Source organism: Streptomyces sp. NPDC019396 (assembly GCF_040632375.1).
GTDB lineage: Bacteria > Actinomycetota > Actinomycetes > Streptomycetales > Streptomycetaceae > Streptomyces.
This window is the reverse complement of the sequence record NZ_JBEYBS010000030.1, coordinates 38,036-55,522: the sequence shown is the minus strand read 5'-3', so window position 1 is coordinate 55,522 and position 17,487 is coordinate 38,036. Positions and strand designations below refer to the sequence as shown.

The 17,487-nt window shown below is 70.5% G+C and carries 17 protein-coding genes; 15 read left to right on the top strand and 2 right to left on the bottom strand.

Annotated elements, in window-relative coordinates:
• Position 1: 1 nt before the first annotated feature.
• The 7 genes from ABZ532_RS27440 to ABZ532_RS27410 all read left to right on the top strand — a co-directional run bounded on the left by ABZ532_RS27440 (position 2) and on the right by ABZ532_RS27410 (position 6,490).
• On the top strand, positions 2-997 hold the full coding sequence (locus ABZ532_RS27440) for an ABC transporter permease (RefSeq protein ID WP_361289250.1): 996 nt from the start codon (positions 2-4) through the stop codon (positions 995-997).
• The gene (locus ABZ532_RS27435; RefSeq protein ID WP_361289247.1) at positions 997-1,959 is read left to right on the top strand and encodes an ABC transporter permease; all 963 of its coding nucleotides are present in this window, start codon (positions 997-999) and stop codon (positions 1,957-1,959) included. Before ABZ532_RS27440 ends, ABZ532_RS27435 begins: the two co-directional genes overlap by 1 nt.
• A 4-nt stretch (positions 1,960-1,963) precedes the next feature.
• Positions 1,964-2,956 carry an ABC transporter ATP-binding protein gene (locus ABZ532_RS27430; protein ID WP_361289244.1) on the top strand — a complete coding sequence of 331 codons (993 nt, stop codon included), beginning with the start codon at positions 1,964-1,966 and terminating at the stop codon, positions 2,954-2,956.
• Positions 2,953-4,029 (top strand): oligopeptide/dipeptide ABC transporter ATP-binding protein, encoded by a 1,077-nt coding sequence (locus ABZ532_RS27425; RefSeq protein ID WP_361289241.1) that lies wholly within the window; start codon positions 2,953-2,955, stop codon positions 4,027-4,029. Before ABZ532_RS27430 ends, ABZ532_RS27425 begins: the two co-directional genes overlap by 4 nt.
• 270 nt (positions 4,030-4,299) lie before the next feature.
• Complete coding sequence (locus tag ABZ532_RS27420; RefSeq protein WP_361289238.1) at positions 4,300-4,983, top strand: trimeric intracellular cation channel family protein; 684 nt, start codon at positions 4,300-4,302, stop codon at positions 4,981-4,983.
• A 25-nt stretch (positions 4,984-5,008) separates the two neighbouring features.
• The gene (locus ABZ532_RS27415) at positions 5,009-5,875 is read left to right on the top strand and encodes a thioesterase family protein (RefSeq protein ID WP_361289235.1); all 867 of its coding nucleotides are present in this window, start codon (positions 5,009-5,011) and stop codon (positions 5,873-5,875) included.
• 99 nt (positions 5,876-5,974) lie between these two features.
• Positions 5,975-6,490, top strand: a complete 516-nt coding sequence (locus ABZ532_RS27410) for a hypothetical protein (protein ID WP_361289232.1) — start codon at positions 5,975-5,977, stop codon at positions 6,488-6,490.
• A 19-nt stretch (positions 6,491-6,509) separates the two neighbouring features.
• Here ABZ532_RS27410 and ABZ532_RS27405 read toward each other — a convergent pair whose 3' ends face one another.
• Positions 6,510-7,178, bottom strand: a complete 669-nt coding sequence (locus ABZ532_RS27405) for a TetR family transcriptional regulator (RefSeq protein WP_361289229.1) — start codon at positions 7,176-7,178, stop codon at positions 6,510-6,512.
• A 95-nt stretch (positions 7,179-7,273) separates the two neighbouring features.
• Here ABZ532_RS27405 and ABZ532_RS27400 point away from each other — a divergent pair, with 95 nt between their 5' ends.
• From ABZ532_RS27400 to ABZ532_RS27390, 3 genes are all read left to right on the top strand, one after another.
• Positions 7,274-7,432 (top strand): hypothetical protein, encoded by a 159-nt coding sequence (locus tag ABZ532_RS27400; protein ID WP_361289225.1) that lies wholly within the window; start codon positions 7,274-7,276, stop codon positions 7,430-7,432.
• Between the two features lie 16 nt (positions 7,433-7,448).
• The gene (locus tag ABZ532_RS27395; RefSeq protein ID WP_361289222.1) at positions 7,449-7,724 is read left to right on the top strand and encodes a DUF4190 domain-containing protein; all 276 of its coding nucleotides are present in this window, start codon (positions 7,449-7,451) and stop codon (positions 7,722-7,724) included.
• Between the two features lie 122 nt (positions 7,725-7,846).
• Positions 7,847-9,010, top strand: coding sequence for a cysteine desulfurase family protein (locus ABZ532_RS27390; RefSeq protein ID WP_361289219.1), 1,164 nt, complete (start codon positions 7,847-7,849; stop codon positions 9,008-9,010).
• Positions 9,011-9,053: 43 nt separating this feature from the next.
• On the opposite strand, the gene ABZ532_RS27385 is transcribed toward ABZ532_RS27390, so the two are convergent.
• Complete coding sequence (locus ABZ532_RS27385; protein WP_361289216.1) at positions 9,054-9,725, bottom strand: N-acetylmuramoyl-L-alanine amidase; 672 nt, start codon at positions 9,723-9,725, stop codon at positions 9,054-9,056.
• Between the two features lie 95 nt (positions 9,726-9,820).
• On the opposite strand from ABZ532_RS27385, the gene mnmA reads away from it, so the two are divergent.
• The 5 genes from mnmA to ABZ532_RS27360 all read left to right on the top strand — a co-directional run bounded on the left by mnmA (position 9,821) and on the right by ABZ532_RS27360 (position 17,421).
• The gene (gene mnmA, locus ABZ532_RS27380) at positions 9,821-10,948 is read left to right on the top strand and encodes a tRNA 2-thiouridine(34) synthase MnmA (RefSeq protein WP_361289213.1); all 1,128 of its coding nucleotides are present in this window, start codon (positions 9,821-9,823) and stop codon (positions 10,946-10,948) included.
• Between the two features lie 145 nt (positions 10,949-11,093).
• Positions 11,094-11,783, top strand: coding sequence for an SDR family oxidoreductase (locus ABZ532_RS27375; protein ID WP_361289210.1), 690 nt, complete (start codon positions 11,094-11,096; stop codon positions 11,781-11,783).
• Entirely contained in the window at positions 11,780-12,799 is a 1,020-nt protein-coding gene (locus ABZ532_RS27370; protein WP_361289207.1) for a methionine synthase, read from the top strand. The genes ABZ532_RS27375 and ABZ532_RS27370 overlap by 4 nt, the downstream gene beginning before the upstream one ends.
• Positions 12,800-12,834: 35 nt before the next feature.
• Positions 12,835-15,021: an NAD-dependent DNA ligase LigA gene (gene ligA, locus ABZ532_RS27365; protein WP_361289204.1), complete on the top strand. Its 2,187-nt coding sequence runs from the start codon at positions 12,835-12,837 to the stop codon at positions 15,019-15,021.
• A gap of 276 nt (positions 15,022-15,297) precedes the next feature.
• Positions 15,298-17,421 carry a bifunctional diguanylate cyclase/phosphodiesterase gene (locus ABZ532_RS27360; RefSeq protein WP_361289201.1) on the top strand — a complete coding sequence of 708 codons (2,124 nt, stop codon included), beginning with the start codon at positions 15,298-15,300 and terminating at the stop codon, positions 17,419-17,421.
• Positions 17,422-17,487: the final 66 nt, after the last annotated feature.

Genomic DNA, 17,487 nt, shown 5'->3' with positions numbered 1-17,487 from the left:
GGTGTTGCGACTCGTCGTACGACGACTGCTACAGCTGATACCCACCCTGCTCGGCCTGTCGGTTCTGCTGTTCATCTGGCTGAACCGACTGCCCGGCGGACCCGCCTCAGCGATCCTGGGCGAGCGGGCGACCGAAGCCGAAGTGGCACGTATCAACCGGGCGCTCGGGCTCGATCAGCCGCTGTATGTCCAGTACGGGCGCTTCCTCAAGCGCATCTTCGAACTGGACCTCGGTACCTCCACCCAGACCGGACAGCCGGTGTGGGACGAATTCGTGCTGCGGTTCCCCGCCACGGTCGAACTCAGCGTCGCCGCCATGATCATGGCTACCGTGGTCGGCATTCCGCTCGGCTACCTCGCCGCCCGCAAGCGCGGCGGCTGGCTGGACGTGGCCTCGGTCTCCGGATCGCTCGTCGGGATCTGCATCCCGGTCTTCTTCCTGGCCCAGCTGCTCAAGAGCGCCCTCGGCGACGTCTTCGGGACCTACGGCCGTCTCAGCACCGGCATCGACGCCACCACGGTGACCGGCTTCGCCGTGCTCGACGGTGTTCTCACCGGTGAGTTCGACGCCTCCCTGGACGCGATGAAGCACTTGGTGCTGCCAGGGATCGCGCTCGCCTCCATTCCGCTCGCGGTCATCGTGCGGATGACACGCGCCAGCGTGCTGGAGGTGCTCGGCGAGGACTACATCCGCACGGCCGAGTCCAAGGGGTTGGACCGGAAGACGGTCCGGGGCCGTCACATCCTGCGCAACGCGCTGCTGCCCGTGGTTACCACGATCGGCCTGCTCACGGGCAGCCTGCTGTCGGGCGCGGTGCTCACCGAGTCGGTGTTCTCCTTCGGCGGGATCGGCTCCTTCATCCGTACCGCGATCGACGCCCGCGACTACCCGGTGCTCGTCGGCTTCATCATGTTCATCGCGATGGTGTACGTACTGATCAACCTGCTGGTCGATCTCGCGTACAGCCTCATTGATCCGAGGGTGCGGGTGCACTGATGAGCCTGGCAATCACCAAGACCTCGAAGATCGACCGGCTCGCGGAACTCACCGCGAGGACCGAGACGTCCAGTGGCGCGAGCCTGTGGCGTGAGGCGTTCCGCCGGCTGCGAGGCAGCAAGGCGGCGATCATCGGTGCCGTGATCATCGCGGCCTTCGTCGTGCTCGCGATCATCGGCCCCTGGATCGCCCCCCACGCACCGACCGACCAGGCCTGGCGTGCCGAGGTCTTCCCCAACAGGGGCGAGTTCGTCGGCGCGCGCGGCGAGAACTGGTTCGGCCTGGACCACCTGGGCCGCGACGTGTTCTCCCGGATGCTCGTGGGCGCCCGCCAGACCCTGCTCGTCGGTGTGGTCTCGATGCTCATCGGCCTGATCGTCGGTGCCCTGATCGGCGCCGTTTCGGGCGCGGCGGCCACCCTCGGCGGCCGCGCGGGACAGCGCATCGACGACATCATCATGCGCGTCACCGACATCATGCTGGCGCTGCCGTCGCTGCTGCTGGCCGTGTCCATCGCCGCGGTGATGGGGCAGTCGCTGACCACCGTCATGATCGCCGTCGGTGTGGTGCAGATCCCCATCTTCGCCCGGCTGCTGCGCGGTTCTATGCTCGCGCAGGGCGGCAGCGACTATGTGCTGGCGGCGCGTGCCCTCGGGATCCGCAAGCAGCGGATCGTGCTCACCCAGATCATGCCCAACTCGCTGAGCCCGGTGATCGTCCAGGCGACCCTCAGCCTCGCCACCGCCATCATCGAGGCGGCGGCGCTGTCGTACCTGGGCCTCGGCAACCCCGACCCGGCCGTGCCTGAGTGGGGTGTGATGCTCTCCCAGGCCCAGCGGTTCTTCGACAACGAGCCGATGATGTCGATGTACCCGGCGGTCGGCATCATCATCACGGCCCTCGGCTTCACCCTGCTCGGCGAGGCCATGCGCGAAGCGCTCGACCCGAAGCTGCGAGGTTGATGTCATGCCACTGCTCAATGTGGACGAACTGACCGTCACCTTCGGCGGACGCGGCCGCAAGGACGTCAGGGCCGTCAACGGTGTGTCCTTCTCCGTGGATCAGGGCCAGGTTGTCGGCCTGGTCGGCGAATCGGGCTGTGGGAAGTCAGTGACCTCCCTCGCCCTGATGGGCCTGCTTCCGCGCAAGGGGGTCACTCTGGGCGGCCGCGCGGACTACGACGGCGCCGACCTGCTGTCGCTGAGCCCCGGCAAGATGCGGGACATGCGCGGCAGTCAGCTGGCGATGATCTTTCAGGATCCGCTCTCCTCGCTCAACCCCGTCGTTCCCATCGGGGTGCAGGTCACCGAGATCCTCCAGCGCCACCGGGGGCTCAAGGGCGAGGCCGCCCGCAAGGAAGCCGCACACCTGCTGGACCGGGTCGGCATTCCCGACCCCACCCGGCGCCTCAAGGAGTACCCGCACCAGCTCTCCGGCGGTATGCGCCAGCGCGCCCTCATCGCCATGGCGGTGGCGTGCGCGCCCCGGCTGCTCATCGCCGACGAGCCGACCACCGCCCTGGATGTCACCATCCAGGCGCAGATCCTGGAACTGCTCAAGGAGCTGGTGGACCAGGAAGGCACCGCCCTGCTGATGATCACTCATGACCTGGGTGTCGTCGCCGGCCTGTGCGACCAGGTCAACGTGCTGTACGCGGGCAAGGCCGTCGAGTCGGCGGGCAGGCGTGAGCTCTTCGCGCACCCCACGCACCCGTACACCCACGGACTGCTGGGCTCCATCCCACGGCTCGACGCGCCGCGCGGTGAGCCGCTCAACCCCATCCGCGGATCCATCAACGACCAGATCGCCTGGGCCGAGGGCTGCGCCTTCGCCCCGCGCTGCGACCGCTACGAGATGGACTGCCTGACCGGTACGCCCCAACTGACCGAACCCCGCGAGCCCGGACACCAGGCCCGCTGCGTCAACCCGGTCCTGGCCACCACGGAGGTCCCGGCATGAGTCTGCTCGAACTCGATGGAGTGAAGGTCCACTTCCCGGTCAGGAAGGGCCTTCTCTTCAACCGTACGGTCGGCCATGTCTACGCCGTCGACGGGATCTCGCTCTCGGTCGAGGCCGGGCAGACCTACGGTCTCGTCGGTGAGTCCGGCTGCGGCAAGACCACGCTGGGGCGCGCGGTGCTGCGGCTCGTGGATGTCACAGACGGCAAGGTCGTGCTCGACGGCACGGATGTGGCGCAGCTCCCCGAGAAGGAACTGCGCTCCTTCCGGCGGCGGCTCCAGATGGTCTTCCAGGACCCGCTGGGCAGCCTCAACCCCCGGCAGAACATCGAGTCGATCCTGTCCGAGGGCATGGCCGCACACGGCATCGGCGCGAACCAGGAGGCGCGCCGGGAGAAGATCAAGGAGATCCTGGCGAAGGTGGGGCTTCCGGCGAACGCCCTGTCCCGCTACCCGCACGAGTTCTCCGGTGGTCAGCGCCAGCGCATCGGGATCGCCCGGGCCCTGGTGCTCGAACCGGACGTGATCATCTGCGACGAGCCGGTGTCCGCGCTGGACGTCTCCATCCAGGCGCAGGTCATCAACCTCCTGGAGGAGCTCCAGGAGTCGATGGGTCTGACGTATCTCGTCATCGCCCACGACCTCGCGGTCGTCCGGCACATCTCGGACGTCATCGGGGTCATGTACCTCGGCTCGCTGGTGGAGGAGGCACCCAGCGACGCGCTGTACGCGGAGCCGAAGCACCCGTACACCAAGGCGCTGATGTCGGCGGTGCCGGTGCCGGACCCCGAGGTGGAGGACCGCCGCGAGCGGATCCTGCTCCGGGGGGACCTGCCGTCCCCCGCGAACCCTCCTGCGGGGTGCCGCTTCCACACCCGCTGCCCCTGGGCTCAGGACCGCTGCGCGAAGGAGCGCCCCGAGCTGACGGACACCGGGGGCGGTCACAAGGTGGCCTGCCACTTCACCCGGGAGATCGCCTCGGGCGAGCTGGCCCGCACCTCGGGCGAGGTGGTCCCCGCGACCCGTGAGGGCGTAGAGGACGCGAAGCCCTCCGAGGAGCCTGTCGCGAAGTAGCGTGCGGGGTGCGGTGCGCCGGGGCAAGCCTCGGTGCACGGCACCCCGCCGCGTCGTTCCCGGACATGAGCTCCGGAGTGGCTCCCGCGGCAACACCGCGGGCACGGGCAGCCCCTGCACCCAGCCCGCCCGGCGCCTCCAGTGCGGGCCCACCGGGCACGCCGGGCACCGCCGAGAAGTGCGGCGCACCGCGGAACCCGTCCGCAGCCGCGGGGGTGCGGACGCCACCGGCAACCACCCCCGCCGGAGGCGACCCGCACAATTGGGGGCGTGCTCCAGGAACTGTTCACCCCCTCCGTCCAACACGCGCTCGACCTCGTCGGCATCTTCGTCTTCGCCATCTCCGGCGCCCTCCTCGCCGTGCGCAAGAACTTCGACGTCTTCGGCATCGCCGTCCTCGCGGAGAGCACCGCACTGGGCGGCGGGCTCTTCCGGGACCTGGTCATCGGGGCGGTGCCGCCCGCCGCGTTCACGGATCTCGGCTACTTCCTGATGCCGCTCGTCGCCGCCGCGCTGGTGTTCTTCCTGCATCCGGAGGTCGAGCGCATCCAGGGTTCGGTCAACGTCTTCGACGCCGCCGGTCTCGGGCTCTTCTGTGTCACGGGGACGACCAAGGCGTACGAGTACGGCCTCGGGCTGACCTCCTCCGTGGTGCTCGGGCTCGCCACCGCGGTCGGGGGCGGTGTGCTGCGCGACGTGCTGGCCAACGAGGTGCCTTCGCTGCTGCGCTGGGACCGGGATCTGTATGCCGTCCCGGCGATGGTCGGCGCCACGATGGTGGCGCTCTGCATCAGGTTCGACGCGCTGAACGCCCTCACCAGCGGGCTCGCCGTGGTGACGGCCTTCGTGCTGCGGCTGCTCGCCATGCGCTTCCACTGGCGGGCGCCGCGCGCATGGAACCGCAGGTCGGCGGCCACTGAGACGGAGGAGACACCCAGAAAAGCTACCGCTTAGTAGTTTGCTGCTGTACGGTCGCGGCATGGCACAGGTGGCACAGGCAACCATTGGGGACAGCGAGTTCGACCGCGATACCGCTGTCACCCTGCAGGACCCGGGGGTACCGGGCGTATACCGCGCGGAGCTCTCCGAGGGCTGGACGATCATCCGGGCCGTCAACGGCGGCTATCTTCTGGCGACGCTAGGGCGGGCGCTCGGCGACGCCCTGCCGCACCCGGACCCGTTCTCGGTCTCGGCCCACTACCTGAGCCCCTCCGAGCCCGGCCCCGCGGTGATCCGTACCGAGGTCATCCGTACCGGACGCACCCTCTCCACCGGCCAGGCGTCCCTGTTCCAGTACGCGGCGGACGGCACCGAGGTGGAGCGCATCCGTGTCCTCGCCACCTACGGCGACCTGGACCAACTGCCCGACGACGTCCGCACGACCGCGAAGCCCCCGGCCATCCCGCCGTACGAGCTCTGCCTGGGCCGGGCCGACGGCTCAGCGTCCGCCGCCATCCCCGGCTCCACGGCGATCACCGATCGGCTGGACCTCAGGCTCGACCCCGCCACCGTCGGCTGGGCCGTGGGCGCTCCCTCCGGCAAGGGTGAGATGCGCGCCTGGTTCGGCCTCGCCGACGGCCGTGACGCGGACCCGCTGTCGCTGCTCCTGACGGTGGACGCGCTGCCGCCGACCGCCTTCGAGATCGGCATCCGCGGCTGGACCCCGACCGTCGAGCTCACCACGCACATCCGCTGCCGCCCGGCTCCCGGACCGCTGCGCGTCTCCATCACCACCCGCAACCTCGCGGGCGGCTTCCTCGAGGAGGACGCCGAGATCTGGGACAGCGCGGACCGTCTGGTCGCCCAGTCCCGCCAGCTGGCCAAGGTGCCCCTGCCCAAGCACTGAGGGGCCGCGCCGCACAGGTGCCCGGCCCGGCCACCCGGCCGGGTGCGTGAGGAGTGTCGATCCTCCGGGGTGACCGCGTCCCCGTGCGACGCTCGCCCAATGGATGTCAGCACGTTCTACGCTCTCTTCGCGGCCACCTGCTTCACGCTGGTGGGCCTGTGGTGGAACGTGGTGCAAGGGCACGCCGACTGGATGCGCCTGGCGCCGCTGCGCCGGATCGTCGGCGGTGTCTACCTCTCCTTTCTGCTGCCCGCGTTGATGGGCCTGTTCGCCCAGGTCGGCGGGAGTGAGGCGCCGGGACTCTGGCGGGCGAGCTTCGTCGTGCTCGCGGTGGTCGGCTGCGTGTCGACGTTGCGGCTGCTCGCGCGCGGGCGGGCGGACGACGCTTCCGGGCTGCTCAGCCCGGCCATGGGCGCGGCGGCCGCTGTCTATGTGCTCATCGCCGTGGTGGGCGCGGCGCCCGGGGCCGCCGGTGCCATCGGTCTGTCGGGGCTCCAGGCCGAAGCCCTGCTGCTGATCCTGCTGGTCATGCTGGGGCACGCCCTGGTGTGGCGCTTCATGGCGGGGGTCGGCCGGTCCGCCGATACGGGCGATCGCAGCTCCGCGCGCGACTGACCGGGCAAGGGGCCCGGGGTCAGTCGTGGACTCCGAAGACGTCGTCCTCCAGCCAGTGGCGGCGGCCGAGCGTGACGATCCGCAGGCGGTTGCGGGCGGTACGGGCGATCTCCCGCTCGTCCGCCGCTCCTGGATCGCCGCTCGTCTCCGCCTCGTACGCCGACAGGAACGCCGAGGCCGTGAGCACCATGTGCTCGACATAGAGCCCCGCCAGCATGTGCAGGTCCGCGTCCGTCCAGCCCTGGGACCCCGGTTCCGCGGCGAACGCCCTGGCCACCTCGTCGGTGAACGCGTCGAGTTGGGTCGCGATGGCGGCGCGTACCCGTCCGGATCCGCCGTGCCGCTCGCGCGCGATGAAGCGGAAGTGGGCGGGCTGGGCCCGGACATGGCGCGCGATGAGGTCCACCGTGCGGGTGATGCGCACCTCCGCGTCCCCCGTCTCCGCGAGCAGCTCGGCGACCAGTCCGTGCAGGCTGCCGAGGGCTTCCTCCACCAGGGCCACACCGAGCTCCGCCAGGTCCGTGAAGTGCCGGTAGAACGCCGCCGGTGCGACGCCCACCGCCCGGGTCACCTCACGCAGGCCGAGGCTGCTGAGGCTCTGGTGCTCCAGCAACTGCAGGGCCGCGTCCAGGAGGGCCTGACGCGTCTTCAACTTCTGGGTCTGGCGGATTCCGGCGGTGTGACTCATGCCATTCAGTAAACATGTGTTCTCCGACTCTGGGAAGACTAGACTGAGAAGTCAGTGAACAGTTGTACTCTCATCCGTTCAGTGAAAGGCTGATCATGATCGCCCTCGTTGCCGCGCTGCTTCTCCTGGGACTGCTCCTGGGCACCGTGGCACAGATCCCGCTTCCCGCGTCCGCCGCAGCCGCCACCCTCATCGGTCTCTGGCTGCTCGTCTTCGCCGTACGCGAGCGCCGCGCGCGCCGCCGTACCCACTGACTGAGGGAGCAGGACCATGGAACTCGTTTCTCCTACCCGACGGTTCACCAGCAGCAAGCGCGACGCCGACGGCATGGCCGTCGCCTCCTTCGTGCTCGGGCTGCTCGGCCTGCTGGTGATGAATGTGATCCTCGGCCCCTCCGCGATCGTCCTCGGCGGGCTCGCTCTGCTGCGCGGCACCGCCCGCCGCGGGCGTGCCCTGCTCGGCCTCGGTCTCGGAATCGCCGACCTCGTCGTCTTCACGGTGCTCCTCGACGGCAGCGGCGCCGTCGTCTGGAGCTTCGGCGGCTGACCGCGCCACGGCGCCCGGCCGGGTGCTGCCACGAAGTCCGGCCGGGCGCCCCCGCCCAGGTACGGACAGGGGCACCCGGCCGCACTGCCGGCCACCCCGTGGCTCGTAGAATCGTGGGCATCATGGCTTACCTCGACCACGCCGCGACCACTCCGATGCTTCCGGAAGCGATCGAGGCGATGACCGCCCAGCTCGCCGTCACGGGAAACGCCTCGTCGTTGCACGCCGCGGGCCGCCGGGCCCGCCGTACCGTCGAGGAGGCCAGGGAGGCACTCGCCGACGCGCTCGGAGCGCGTCCCAGCGAGGTCGTCCTCACCTCCGGTGGCACCGAGGCCGACAACCTCGCGGTGAAGGGCCTCTACTGGGCCCGCCGCAACGCCGACCCCCGTCGTACCCGGGTCCTGTCCAGCCCCGTCGAACACCACGCCGTGCTCGACGCCGTGCACTGGCTCGGCGAACACGAGGGCGCCACCATCGAGTACCTGCCGGTCGACCGGCACGGCCGGGTGCACCCCGACGCCCTGCGCGAGAGCATCGAGCGGGACCCCGGCGATGTCGCCCTCGTCACCGTGATGTGGGCCAACAACGAGATCGGCACGGTCCTGCCGATCCGCGAACTCGTCGATGTCGCGGCCGAATTCGGTGTCCCGCTGCACTCCGACGCCGTGCAGGCGGTCGGGCAGCTCGATGTGGACTTCGGGGCGTCCGGCCTCGCCGCGATGACCGTGAGCGCCCACAAGATCGGCGGCCCCTACGGAATCGGTGCGCTGCTGCTCGGCCGGGAGTACACCCCCGTGCCGGTGCTCCACGGCGGCGGCCAGGAACGCCACGTACGCTCGGGCACCCTCGACGTGCCCGCCGTCGCCGCCTTCGCCGTGGCGGGCCGGCTGGCGGCCGAGCGGCGCGAGGACTTCGTACGCGAGGTGGGCTCCCTGCGGGACCGGTTGATCGGCTCCGTACGCACCGCCGTGCCGGACGCGATCCTCGGCGGTGACCCCGAGAACCGGCTGCCGGCCAACGCCCACTTCACCTTTCCCGGCTGCGAGGGCGATTCCCTGCTGCTGCTGCTCGACGCCCAGGGCATCGAGTGCTCCACCGGCTCCGCCTGCACGGCCGGGATCGCCCAGCCGAGCCATGTGCTGCTCGCCACCGGCGCAGACCCGGAGCTCGCCCGCGGGACGCTCCGTTTCAGCCTGGGCCACACCTCCACCCAGGAGGACGTGGAAGCCCTGGCGAAGGCCATCGGCCCGGCGGTCGAGCGGGCGCGCACGGCGGGACTCACCTAGCGGCGGGATTCATGGCACGGCGGGACCCGTCTCACGGCGGGTCTCATCTGGAGGAGGCCGACTCGATCTGCGTCCGAGCCGAGCGCACGAGCCGCAGATAGCGCTGCCAGTCCCAGTGCGGGCCCGGATCGGTGTGGTCCGTGCCGGGCACCTCCACATGGCCGACGATGTGCTCCCGGTCCACGGGGATCCCGTACCGCCGGCAGATCCCGGCCGTCAGCCGCGCCGATGCCGCGTACATCGCGCTCGTGAAGTCCCGGGGCCGGTCGACGAAGCCCTCGTGCTCGATCCCGATACTGCGCTCGTTCATCGAGCGGTTCCCGGCGTGGTAGGCCACATCGAGCTCGCGGATCATCTGAGCTATCCGCCCGTCCTTGCCCACCACATAGTGCGCCGCCGCGAGGTGGCCCGGGTCCTTGAAGACCTTCAGCGCGGTGGCGTAGCTGCCCTGGACGACATGGATCACGACCCGGTCGATCGTGAAGTCGTCAGGGCGGTCGGCCCTGCGCCAGTTGGCCCGGGACGCCGCCGTCCACAGCGCCCCCGGGTGGTCGAGCTCGCCCTCCACCCGCTGCTTCTCCACGCCGGGCAGCCGCCACCACAGGCGTCTGAGCTCGTCATGGGCCGCCACGCCCGTGCCCACGAGCGCGGCTCCGCCGCCGATCAGCACCGCCCTGCGTCCCACGCCGCGCCGCGCGTCCCCACTACCGCCCATGCCACCCCAACGCCGATCGCTCTCTGCCTCTCTCAGCTTCTGGAACGCGTACTCACGAGTCGGTGGTTCCCGGCGCCCCGTACTCTGGTAGGGCTATGACTCAGACCCCTTCCCGTCCGCTCCGTGTGCTCGCCGCGATGTCCGGCGGTGTGGACTCAGCCGTCGCCGCCGCCCGCGCCGTCGAGGCCGGGCACGACGTCACCGGCGTCCACCTGGCCCTCTCCGCGAACCCGCAGTCCTTCCGCACCGGCGCGCGCGGCTGCTGCACGATCGAGGACTCACGCGACGCACGCCGCGCCGCCGACGTCATCGGCATCCCCTTCTATGTGTGGGATCTCGCCGAGCGCTTCCGCGAGGACGTCGTGGAGGACTTCATCGCGGAGTACGAGGCGGGCCGTACGCCGAACCCCTGCCTGCGCTGCAACGAGAAGATCAAGTTCGCTGCGCTGCTCGACAAGGCTCTGGCACTCGGATTCGACGCCGTGTGCACGGGCCACTACGCCACGGTGGTCCTCAGGGAGGACGGTACCCGGGAGCTGCACCGGGCGAGCGACATGGCCAAGGACCAGTCGTACGTGCTGGGCGTGCTCGACGAGAAGCAGCTCGCCCACGCGATGTTCCCGCTCGGCGACACCCTCACCACCAAGGACGAGATCCGCGCGGAGGCCGAGCGTCGTGGGCTCGCGGTGGCGAAGAAGCCCGACAGCCACGACATCTGCTTCATCGCCGACGGCGACACCCAGGGCTTCCTCGCCTCCCGCCTCGGCAAGGCGGAGGGCGACATCCTGGACGAGTCCGGTACGAAGCTGGGCACCCACGAGGGTGCGTACGGCTTCACCATCGGCCAGCGCAAGGGCCTGCGCATCGGTCACCCCGCGCCCGACGGCAAGCCGCGCTATGTCCTGGACATCTCACCCGTCGACAACACCGTCACGGTCGGCCCGGCCGAGGCGCTCGCGGTCAGTGCCCTGACCGCGATCAAGCCCCGCTGGTGCGGCACCGCCCCGCAGGGCCCGGGTGTCTACACCGCCCAGCTGCGCGCCCACGGCGGCGAGACCGAGGTCACCGCCGAGCTGAGCGGCGGTGAGCTGCGGGTGAGCTTCACCGAGCCGGTGCACGGGGTGGCGCCCGGCCAGGCGATCGTGCTGTACGACGGCACGCGCGTGGTCGGCTCGGCGACGATCGCGACGACGGCACGGCGGGGGGCGGGCGCGGTCGCGTAGGCCGTTCCCCCCCTGCTCCGCTGCTTCATGACGGACTCGACGAAGGACGTCATGGAGCAGCCCTCAGGCAGCGGAGCAGCGCCGGGCGCTCCCGGCCAGGACCTGGAGGCATGCCCGGGCGTGCGGTGATGCGAGCATTGCCTTCATGGCTACTCATCTGATCACCGGCGCGGGCTCCGGCATCGGCGCCGCCGTCGCGCGCCGGCTGCACGAGCGCGGGGACGAACTCGTGCTGCTGGCACGTGACGCGGGACGCGCCAAGGAGTTCGCCCAGGCGTACCCCGGCGCCCGTACCCTCGTCGGCGACCTCGCCGCGCCCGACCGGCTCTCCTGGGCCTTCTCGCACCAGACCATGCCCGAGCGCCTGGACTCCCTGCTCCACATCGCGGGGATCGTGGACCTCGGCGCGATCGGCGAGCTCACCCCGAAGACGTGGCACGCCCAGCTCGATGTGAACCTGGTGGGGCCGGCCGAGCTGACCCGGCTGATGCTGCCGCAGCTGCGTGCCGCTCAGGGCACGGTGATCTTCGTGAACTCGGGCGCGGGGCTCAACGCCCATGCGGGGTGGGGCGCGTACGCCGCATCCAAGCACGGTCTCAGGGCGCTCGCCGACTCGCTGCGCCACGAGGAGAACCCCAACGGCATCCGGGTCAGTTCCGTCTACCCGGGACGCACCGCGAGCCCGATGCAGGCCAAGGTGCACCAGCAGGAGGGCAAGGAGTACGACCCGTCCCGGTGGATCGACCCCGAGTCGGTCGCGACCGCGATCCTCACCGCCCTCGATCTGCCGCGTGACGCGGAGATCAACGATCTGACGGTGCGGCCCGGACGATGAGCGATTCCAGCGACGAAACCCCGCGGAGCTTCGTGTGGGGCAGTGCCACCGGAGTCGGCTCCATGCCGGGCGGCGACGCCCGCGAGGCGGCCAAGGCCGTCACCGGCTCCTTCGAGGACTTCCCGTATCTGCCCGAACTGCCCGCCCGTGGCCCCGGCGCGGACATGATCGGGCGGACGATCGGCCTGCTCGTGGAGATGTACGGGCATGTCGAGCCCAGCGGCTGGCGGGTCAGCGACCGGCCGGGGCGTGACACCCGGCGCGCCCGGTCCTGGCTCGGCGAGGACCTGGACGCGCTCGAGGAGTTCACCCAGGGGTACGAGGGCCCGCTGAAGGTCCAGGCCGTCGGGCCGTGGACACTGGCCGCCGCCCTGGAGCTCAGGAACGGCGAGGCTGCCCTGGGCGATCCGGGTGCCTGCCGCGATCTCGCGGCCTCGCTCGCCGAAGGGCTGCGCGGGCATCTCGCGGAGGTGCGGCGGCGTGTTCCGGGGGCGCGGGTGGTGCTTCAACTGGACGAGCCGTCCCTGACCGCCGTGCTGCGCGGGCAGATCAGGACGGCCAGCGGCTACCGGACGCACCGGGCGGTGGACCGGCAGCTCGTGGAGAGCACGCTGCGAGAGGTGCGGGCGGTCACGGACGGTCCCGTGGTGGTGCACTCCTGCGCCCCGGACGTGCCGTTCGCCCTGCTGGGCCGGGCAGGGGCCACAGGAGTCTCGTTCGATTTCAGCCTGCTCACCGAGCGTCACGAGGAAGCCGTGGGGGAAGCGGTCGAAGGCGGCATGAAACTCCTCGCCGGGGTCGTCCCGTCCACGGACGGTCCATTGTCAGACCCTGGCGGTAGCGTCATGGGTGTCAGGACGCTGTGGCGCAGGCTGGGGCTGAGTCCGGGGACTCTTGAGGGGTCTGTGGTAATCACTCCTTCGTGCGGGCTGGCGGGCGCTTCGCCCGCCTATGCGCGTGCGGCTCTCACGCACTGCGTCAGGGCGGCGAGATCGCTCGCGGACAACCCTGAGTAATGGACTCGGGGCTGAGGTAACGGGAGGACATCACGGTGGCTGTCGAACAGCAGGGGACGGTGCCCGCGGAGGCACGGGAGAACCACGCCCAGCTGGCGGAGCAGATCGAGGAGCACCGCTTCCGGTACTACGTGAAGGACCAGCCGGTCATCAGCGACGCCGAGTTCGACAAGCTGCTGCGGACGCTGGAGGCGCTGGAGGAGGGGTATCCGGAGCTGCGCACACCCGACTCGCCGACCCAGAAGGTCGCGGGGGCGTACGAGACGGAGTTCACCGCCGTCGAGCACCGCGAGCGGATGCTGTCGCTCGACAACGCCTTCGACGACAAGGAGCTGGCGGGCTGGGCGGACCGGATCGCCAAGGAGGTCGGTTCGTCGGCGCATCACTTCCTGTGCGAGCTGAAGGTCGACGGTCTGGCGGTCAATCTGACGTACGAGAAAGGCAGACTGACCCGGGCGGCGACCCGGGGCGACGGCCGCACCGGCGAGGACATCACTCCGAACGTACGGACGATCAAGGACATCCCGGACCGTCTGAAGGGCGACCGCATCCCGGATCTGGTCGAGATCCGCGGCGAGGTCTACTTCCCGATGGAGGCCTTCGAGGAGCTCAACGCCCGCCGGGTCGCGGCGGGGGAGCAGCCGTACGCCAACCCACGCAACTCCGCGTCGGGTTCGCTGCGCCAGAAGGACCCGAAGGTGACCGCGACGCTTCCGCTGCACATGGTGGTGCACGGGATCGGCGCACGCGAGGGTCTTGAGATCACCCGCCTGTCGCAGGCGTACGAGCTGCTGCACGAGTGGGGTCTGCCGACGGCCCGGCACAACAAGGTGGTCGGCTCCCTGGACGGGGTCCGCGAGTTCATCACGTACTACGGCGAGCGCCGCCACTCCGTCGAGCACGAGATCGACGGAGTGGTCGTCAAGCTGGACGAGATCCCGCTTCAGGGCCGGCTGGGCTCGACTTCCCGGGCACCGCGCTGGGCGATTGCCTGGAAGTACGCCCCGGAGGAGGTCAACACCAAGCTGGTCAACATCCGCGTGGGTGTGGGCCGCACGGGCCGGGTCACTCCGTACGCGCAGGTGGAGCCGGTCAAGGTGGCGGGCTCCGAGGTCGAGTTCGCCACGCTCCACAACCAGGAGGTGGTGAAGTCCAAGGGTGTGCTGATCGGCGACACCGTCGTGCTGCGCAAGGCGGGCGATGTCATTCCGGAGATCCTCGGGCCGGTGGTGGACCTGCGGGACGGCAGCGAGCGGGAGTTCGTGATGCCGGCCGAGTGCCCCGAGTGCGGCACGGCGCTGCGGCCGATGAAGGAGGGCGATATCGACCTCCGCTGCCCCAACAGCCGCAGTTGCCCGGCCCAGTTGCGTGAGCGGCTGTTCTATCTCGGCGGGCGCAAGTGCCTGGACATCGAGGCCTTCGGCTATGTGGCGGCGGCGGCGCTCACCAAGCCCCTGGAGCCGTCCGACCCTCCGCTGGCCGACGAGGGAGATCTGTTCGATCTGACCGTCGAGAAGCTGCTGCCCATCAAGGCCTATGTCCTGGACCAGGACAGCGGGCTGCCCAAGCGTGACCCGAAGACCGGCGAGGAGAAGATCGTCACCGTCTTCGCCAACCAGCTGGGCGAGCCGAAGAAGAACACCCTGGCGCTGCTGGAGAACATCGCGGCGGCCAAGGAGCGCCCCCTGGCCCGCGTCATCACGGGGCTGTCCATTCGTCATGTCGGCCCGGTCGCCGCCGAGGCGCTCGCCCGTGAGTTCCGCTCCATCGACCGGATCGAGCAGGCCTCCGAGGAGGAGCTGGCGGCGGTCGAGGGTGTCGGGTCGACCATCGCGGCCTCGCTGAAGCAGTGGTTCGAGGAGGACTGGCACCGCGAGATCCTGCGTAAGTGGCGGGCCGCGGGCGTCCGGATGGAGGAGGAAGGGGCCGGTGAGGACGTGGGGCCGCGTCCGCTGGAAGGCCTCACGGTCGTCGTCACGGGCACCTTGGAGCACTACACGAGGGACGGCGCCAAGGACGCCCTTCAGGGCCTTGGGGCGAAGGTTACGGGGTCGGTCTCCAAGAAGACCTCCTTCGTGGTCGTCGGCGACAACCCCGGTTCGAAGTACGACAAGGCCATGCAGCTGAAGGTGCCAGTGCTCGACGAGGACGGCTTCGGTGTCCTGCTCGGACAGGGGCAGGACGCCGCCCGCGAGGCCGCGATGCCGGTCGAAGAGCAGTGAGGGGGCGTCGAGCAGCTCCGGAGGGCTCGATAAGTGGCACGTATGATCGAGCATTCACTCTGATGGGCTCACTCGATCGGCGCATATCAGAGGGATAAGGGTGGCCGGGTCGCAATCGGGCAAGAGCTGTAGAGCGCTGCCCGTACGGGCCTTCCGCAGCCTACTGTTGAGTTGTGCGTCTGTCGTACACGGCTGCGTGGCGAGGTTTCGGCCGTGGTGGCATGACAGGGAGCCCATCGCGTGGCATCGGCACCGCCGGCTGTGAGAGGGACGGGTATGGAACCGACCGAGAGCGCCGCCCCGGTCTCACGGCCGCGTGGTTTCCGGGGGTTTGCGCGTATCCCCGCCAGGATGCCCTCCGTGGTCGTGGGGCTCTCCGGCCTCGCCCTGGCGGCAGGCATCGTCGCGGCCGTGACGCAGGGGCACCCGCTGTTCCCCGCCGGGGTCGAGGGCTGGTCCCTGGCCGTGCTCACCGGCATCATCGTCGGCCATCTGGTCGCGCTGGGCCGCGACCGCTGGTGGGGCGGCACCGGCTCGGGTGCCGCCCTCACCCTCGCCGTGCTGCTGCTCTACGGCTGGGTGCCCGCGGGTCTGGTCAGCCTCGCGGTCGTGCTGCTCGTCGGTGCGGCTCGCAGGCACCGCTGGCGGCAAGGGGTGCTGCACGGAGCGGCGGATGTCCTCGGCGTCGGGGCCGCGGCCCTGGTGCTCGCCGCGTTCGGCGACGTACCCACGGTGGACCAGCCCTGGTCGCCCGTGGAATGGGGGGCTGACGCCGGGCCCGAAGTGGTGCTCGCGGCCACCGCCTACCTCGGCGTCACCCGAACGGTGCTCTGGTACACGTTGGCGCCGCAGGGCGGCGGACTGCCCACCGCCACCCGTACGGCCCTGCTGCGGCAGGGCCTTGTCGCGGTGGCCCTGCTGGGGATCGCCCCGCTGATCTGCGTGGTGGCGACCGCGATGCCGATCCTGCTGCCGCTCTTCGCCGTGCCGCTGATCGCTCTCGACTCCACCCTGTGGATCGCCCGGGCACGTGCCGAGGAGCAGTTGCGCGATCCGCTGACCGGCCTGCCCAACCGGCAGTGGCTGCTTGAGCGCACCTGGGCGGCGCTTGAAGAGGCCGAGGGCGTCGGCGCCCGGTCCGCGCTCGTCCTCATCGACCTCGACCGCTTCCGTTCCGTCAACGACACCCTGGGCCATCTGGCGGGCGACCGGCTGCTGCTTCAGATCGCCGAACGGCTGCGCGTCGCCCTGCCACGCGGAGCGGAGGCGGCCAGGCTCGGCGGTGACGAGTTCGCCGTACTCCTGCCGACCGCCGACTCCACCACCAGCGCACAGCGCGTCGCCCGCCACCTGGTGGGCCAGCTCTCCTCACCTCTCGACCTCGACGGGCTGACCCTCGTACTCGAGGCCAGCGCGGGGCTCGCGGTGTTCCCCGACCACGCGCTTGACGCCGAAGGGCTGCTCAGGCGGGCGGATGTGGCGATGTACCAGGCGAAGCGCGATCGCACGGGCGTCGAGGTGTACGAGTCCAAGCGGGATTCGAACACGCCGGACCGGCTGGGTCTGCTGGGCGACCTGCGCAGGGCACTGGACGCCGGGGAAGTGGAGTTGCACTACCAGCCCAAGGTCGGCTTCGACGGTCAGGTGGCCGGTTTGGAGGCCCTCGTGCGCTGGGTGCACCCGGACCGCGGCCGGGTCCCGCCCGACGAGTTCATCGCCATCGCCGAGTCCTCCGGACTGATGCCCCATCTGACGGAGTACGTCCTGGAGACCGCGCTCGGCCAGGTCGCCCGCTGGCGCGCCCAGGGGCTCCATGTCCCGGTCGCCGTCAATGTGTCGCCCCGCGACGTCCACACCCCCGGATTCGCCGGAGCCGTCGCCGCCCGGCTGGCACGGCACGGCGTCCCGGCAGGAGCGCTCCAACTGGAGATCACCGAACACGTGCTGCTGGAGGACCCGCAGCGCGCCGCCGACACCCTTGCCGGGCTCGCGGGTCACGGAGTGAAGATGTCACTCGACGACTTCGGCACGGGCTACTCCTCGCTGGTCCACCTGCGCCGGCTCCCGGTGAGCGAGCTGAAGATCGACCGGTCCTTCGTGGCCCGCCTCGCGATCGACGCGCAGGACGCCGAAATCGTCCGCTGCACCGTCGACCTCGCCCACTCGCTCGGGCTGCTCGTGGTGGCGGAGGGCGTCGAGGACGACGAAACCTGGGAGAGGCTGCGGGACCTGGGCTGCGACGCCGTCCAGGGGTGGCTCGTCGCCGCGGCGATGCCCCCGCAGGAGACCACCGCCTGGCTCCGCGCCCGCGGCGAGCACGGCTGGCGCCGCCCCGCGGGCGAACTGCCCCCCGCGGCCCCGGCGGAGGCGGACCGGCCTTCGGGCCATGTCGTGAACTAGGCAGTTCCTCTCGGATCACCTCGGAACCCCGCAGCACCACGTACTGCACCGAGAACGGGATCAGGC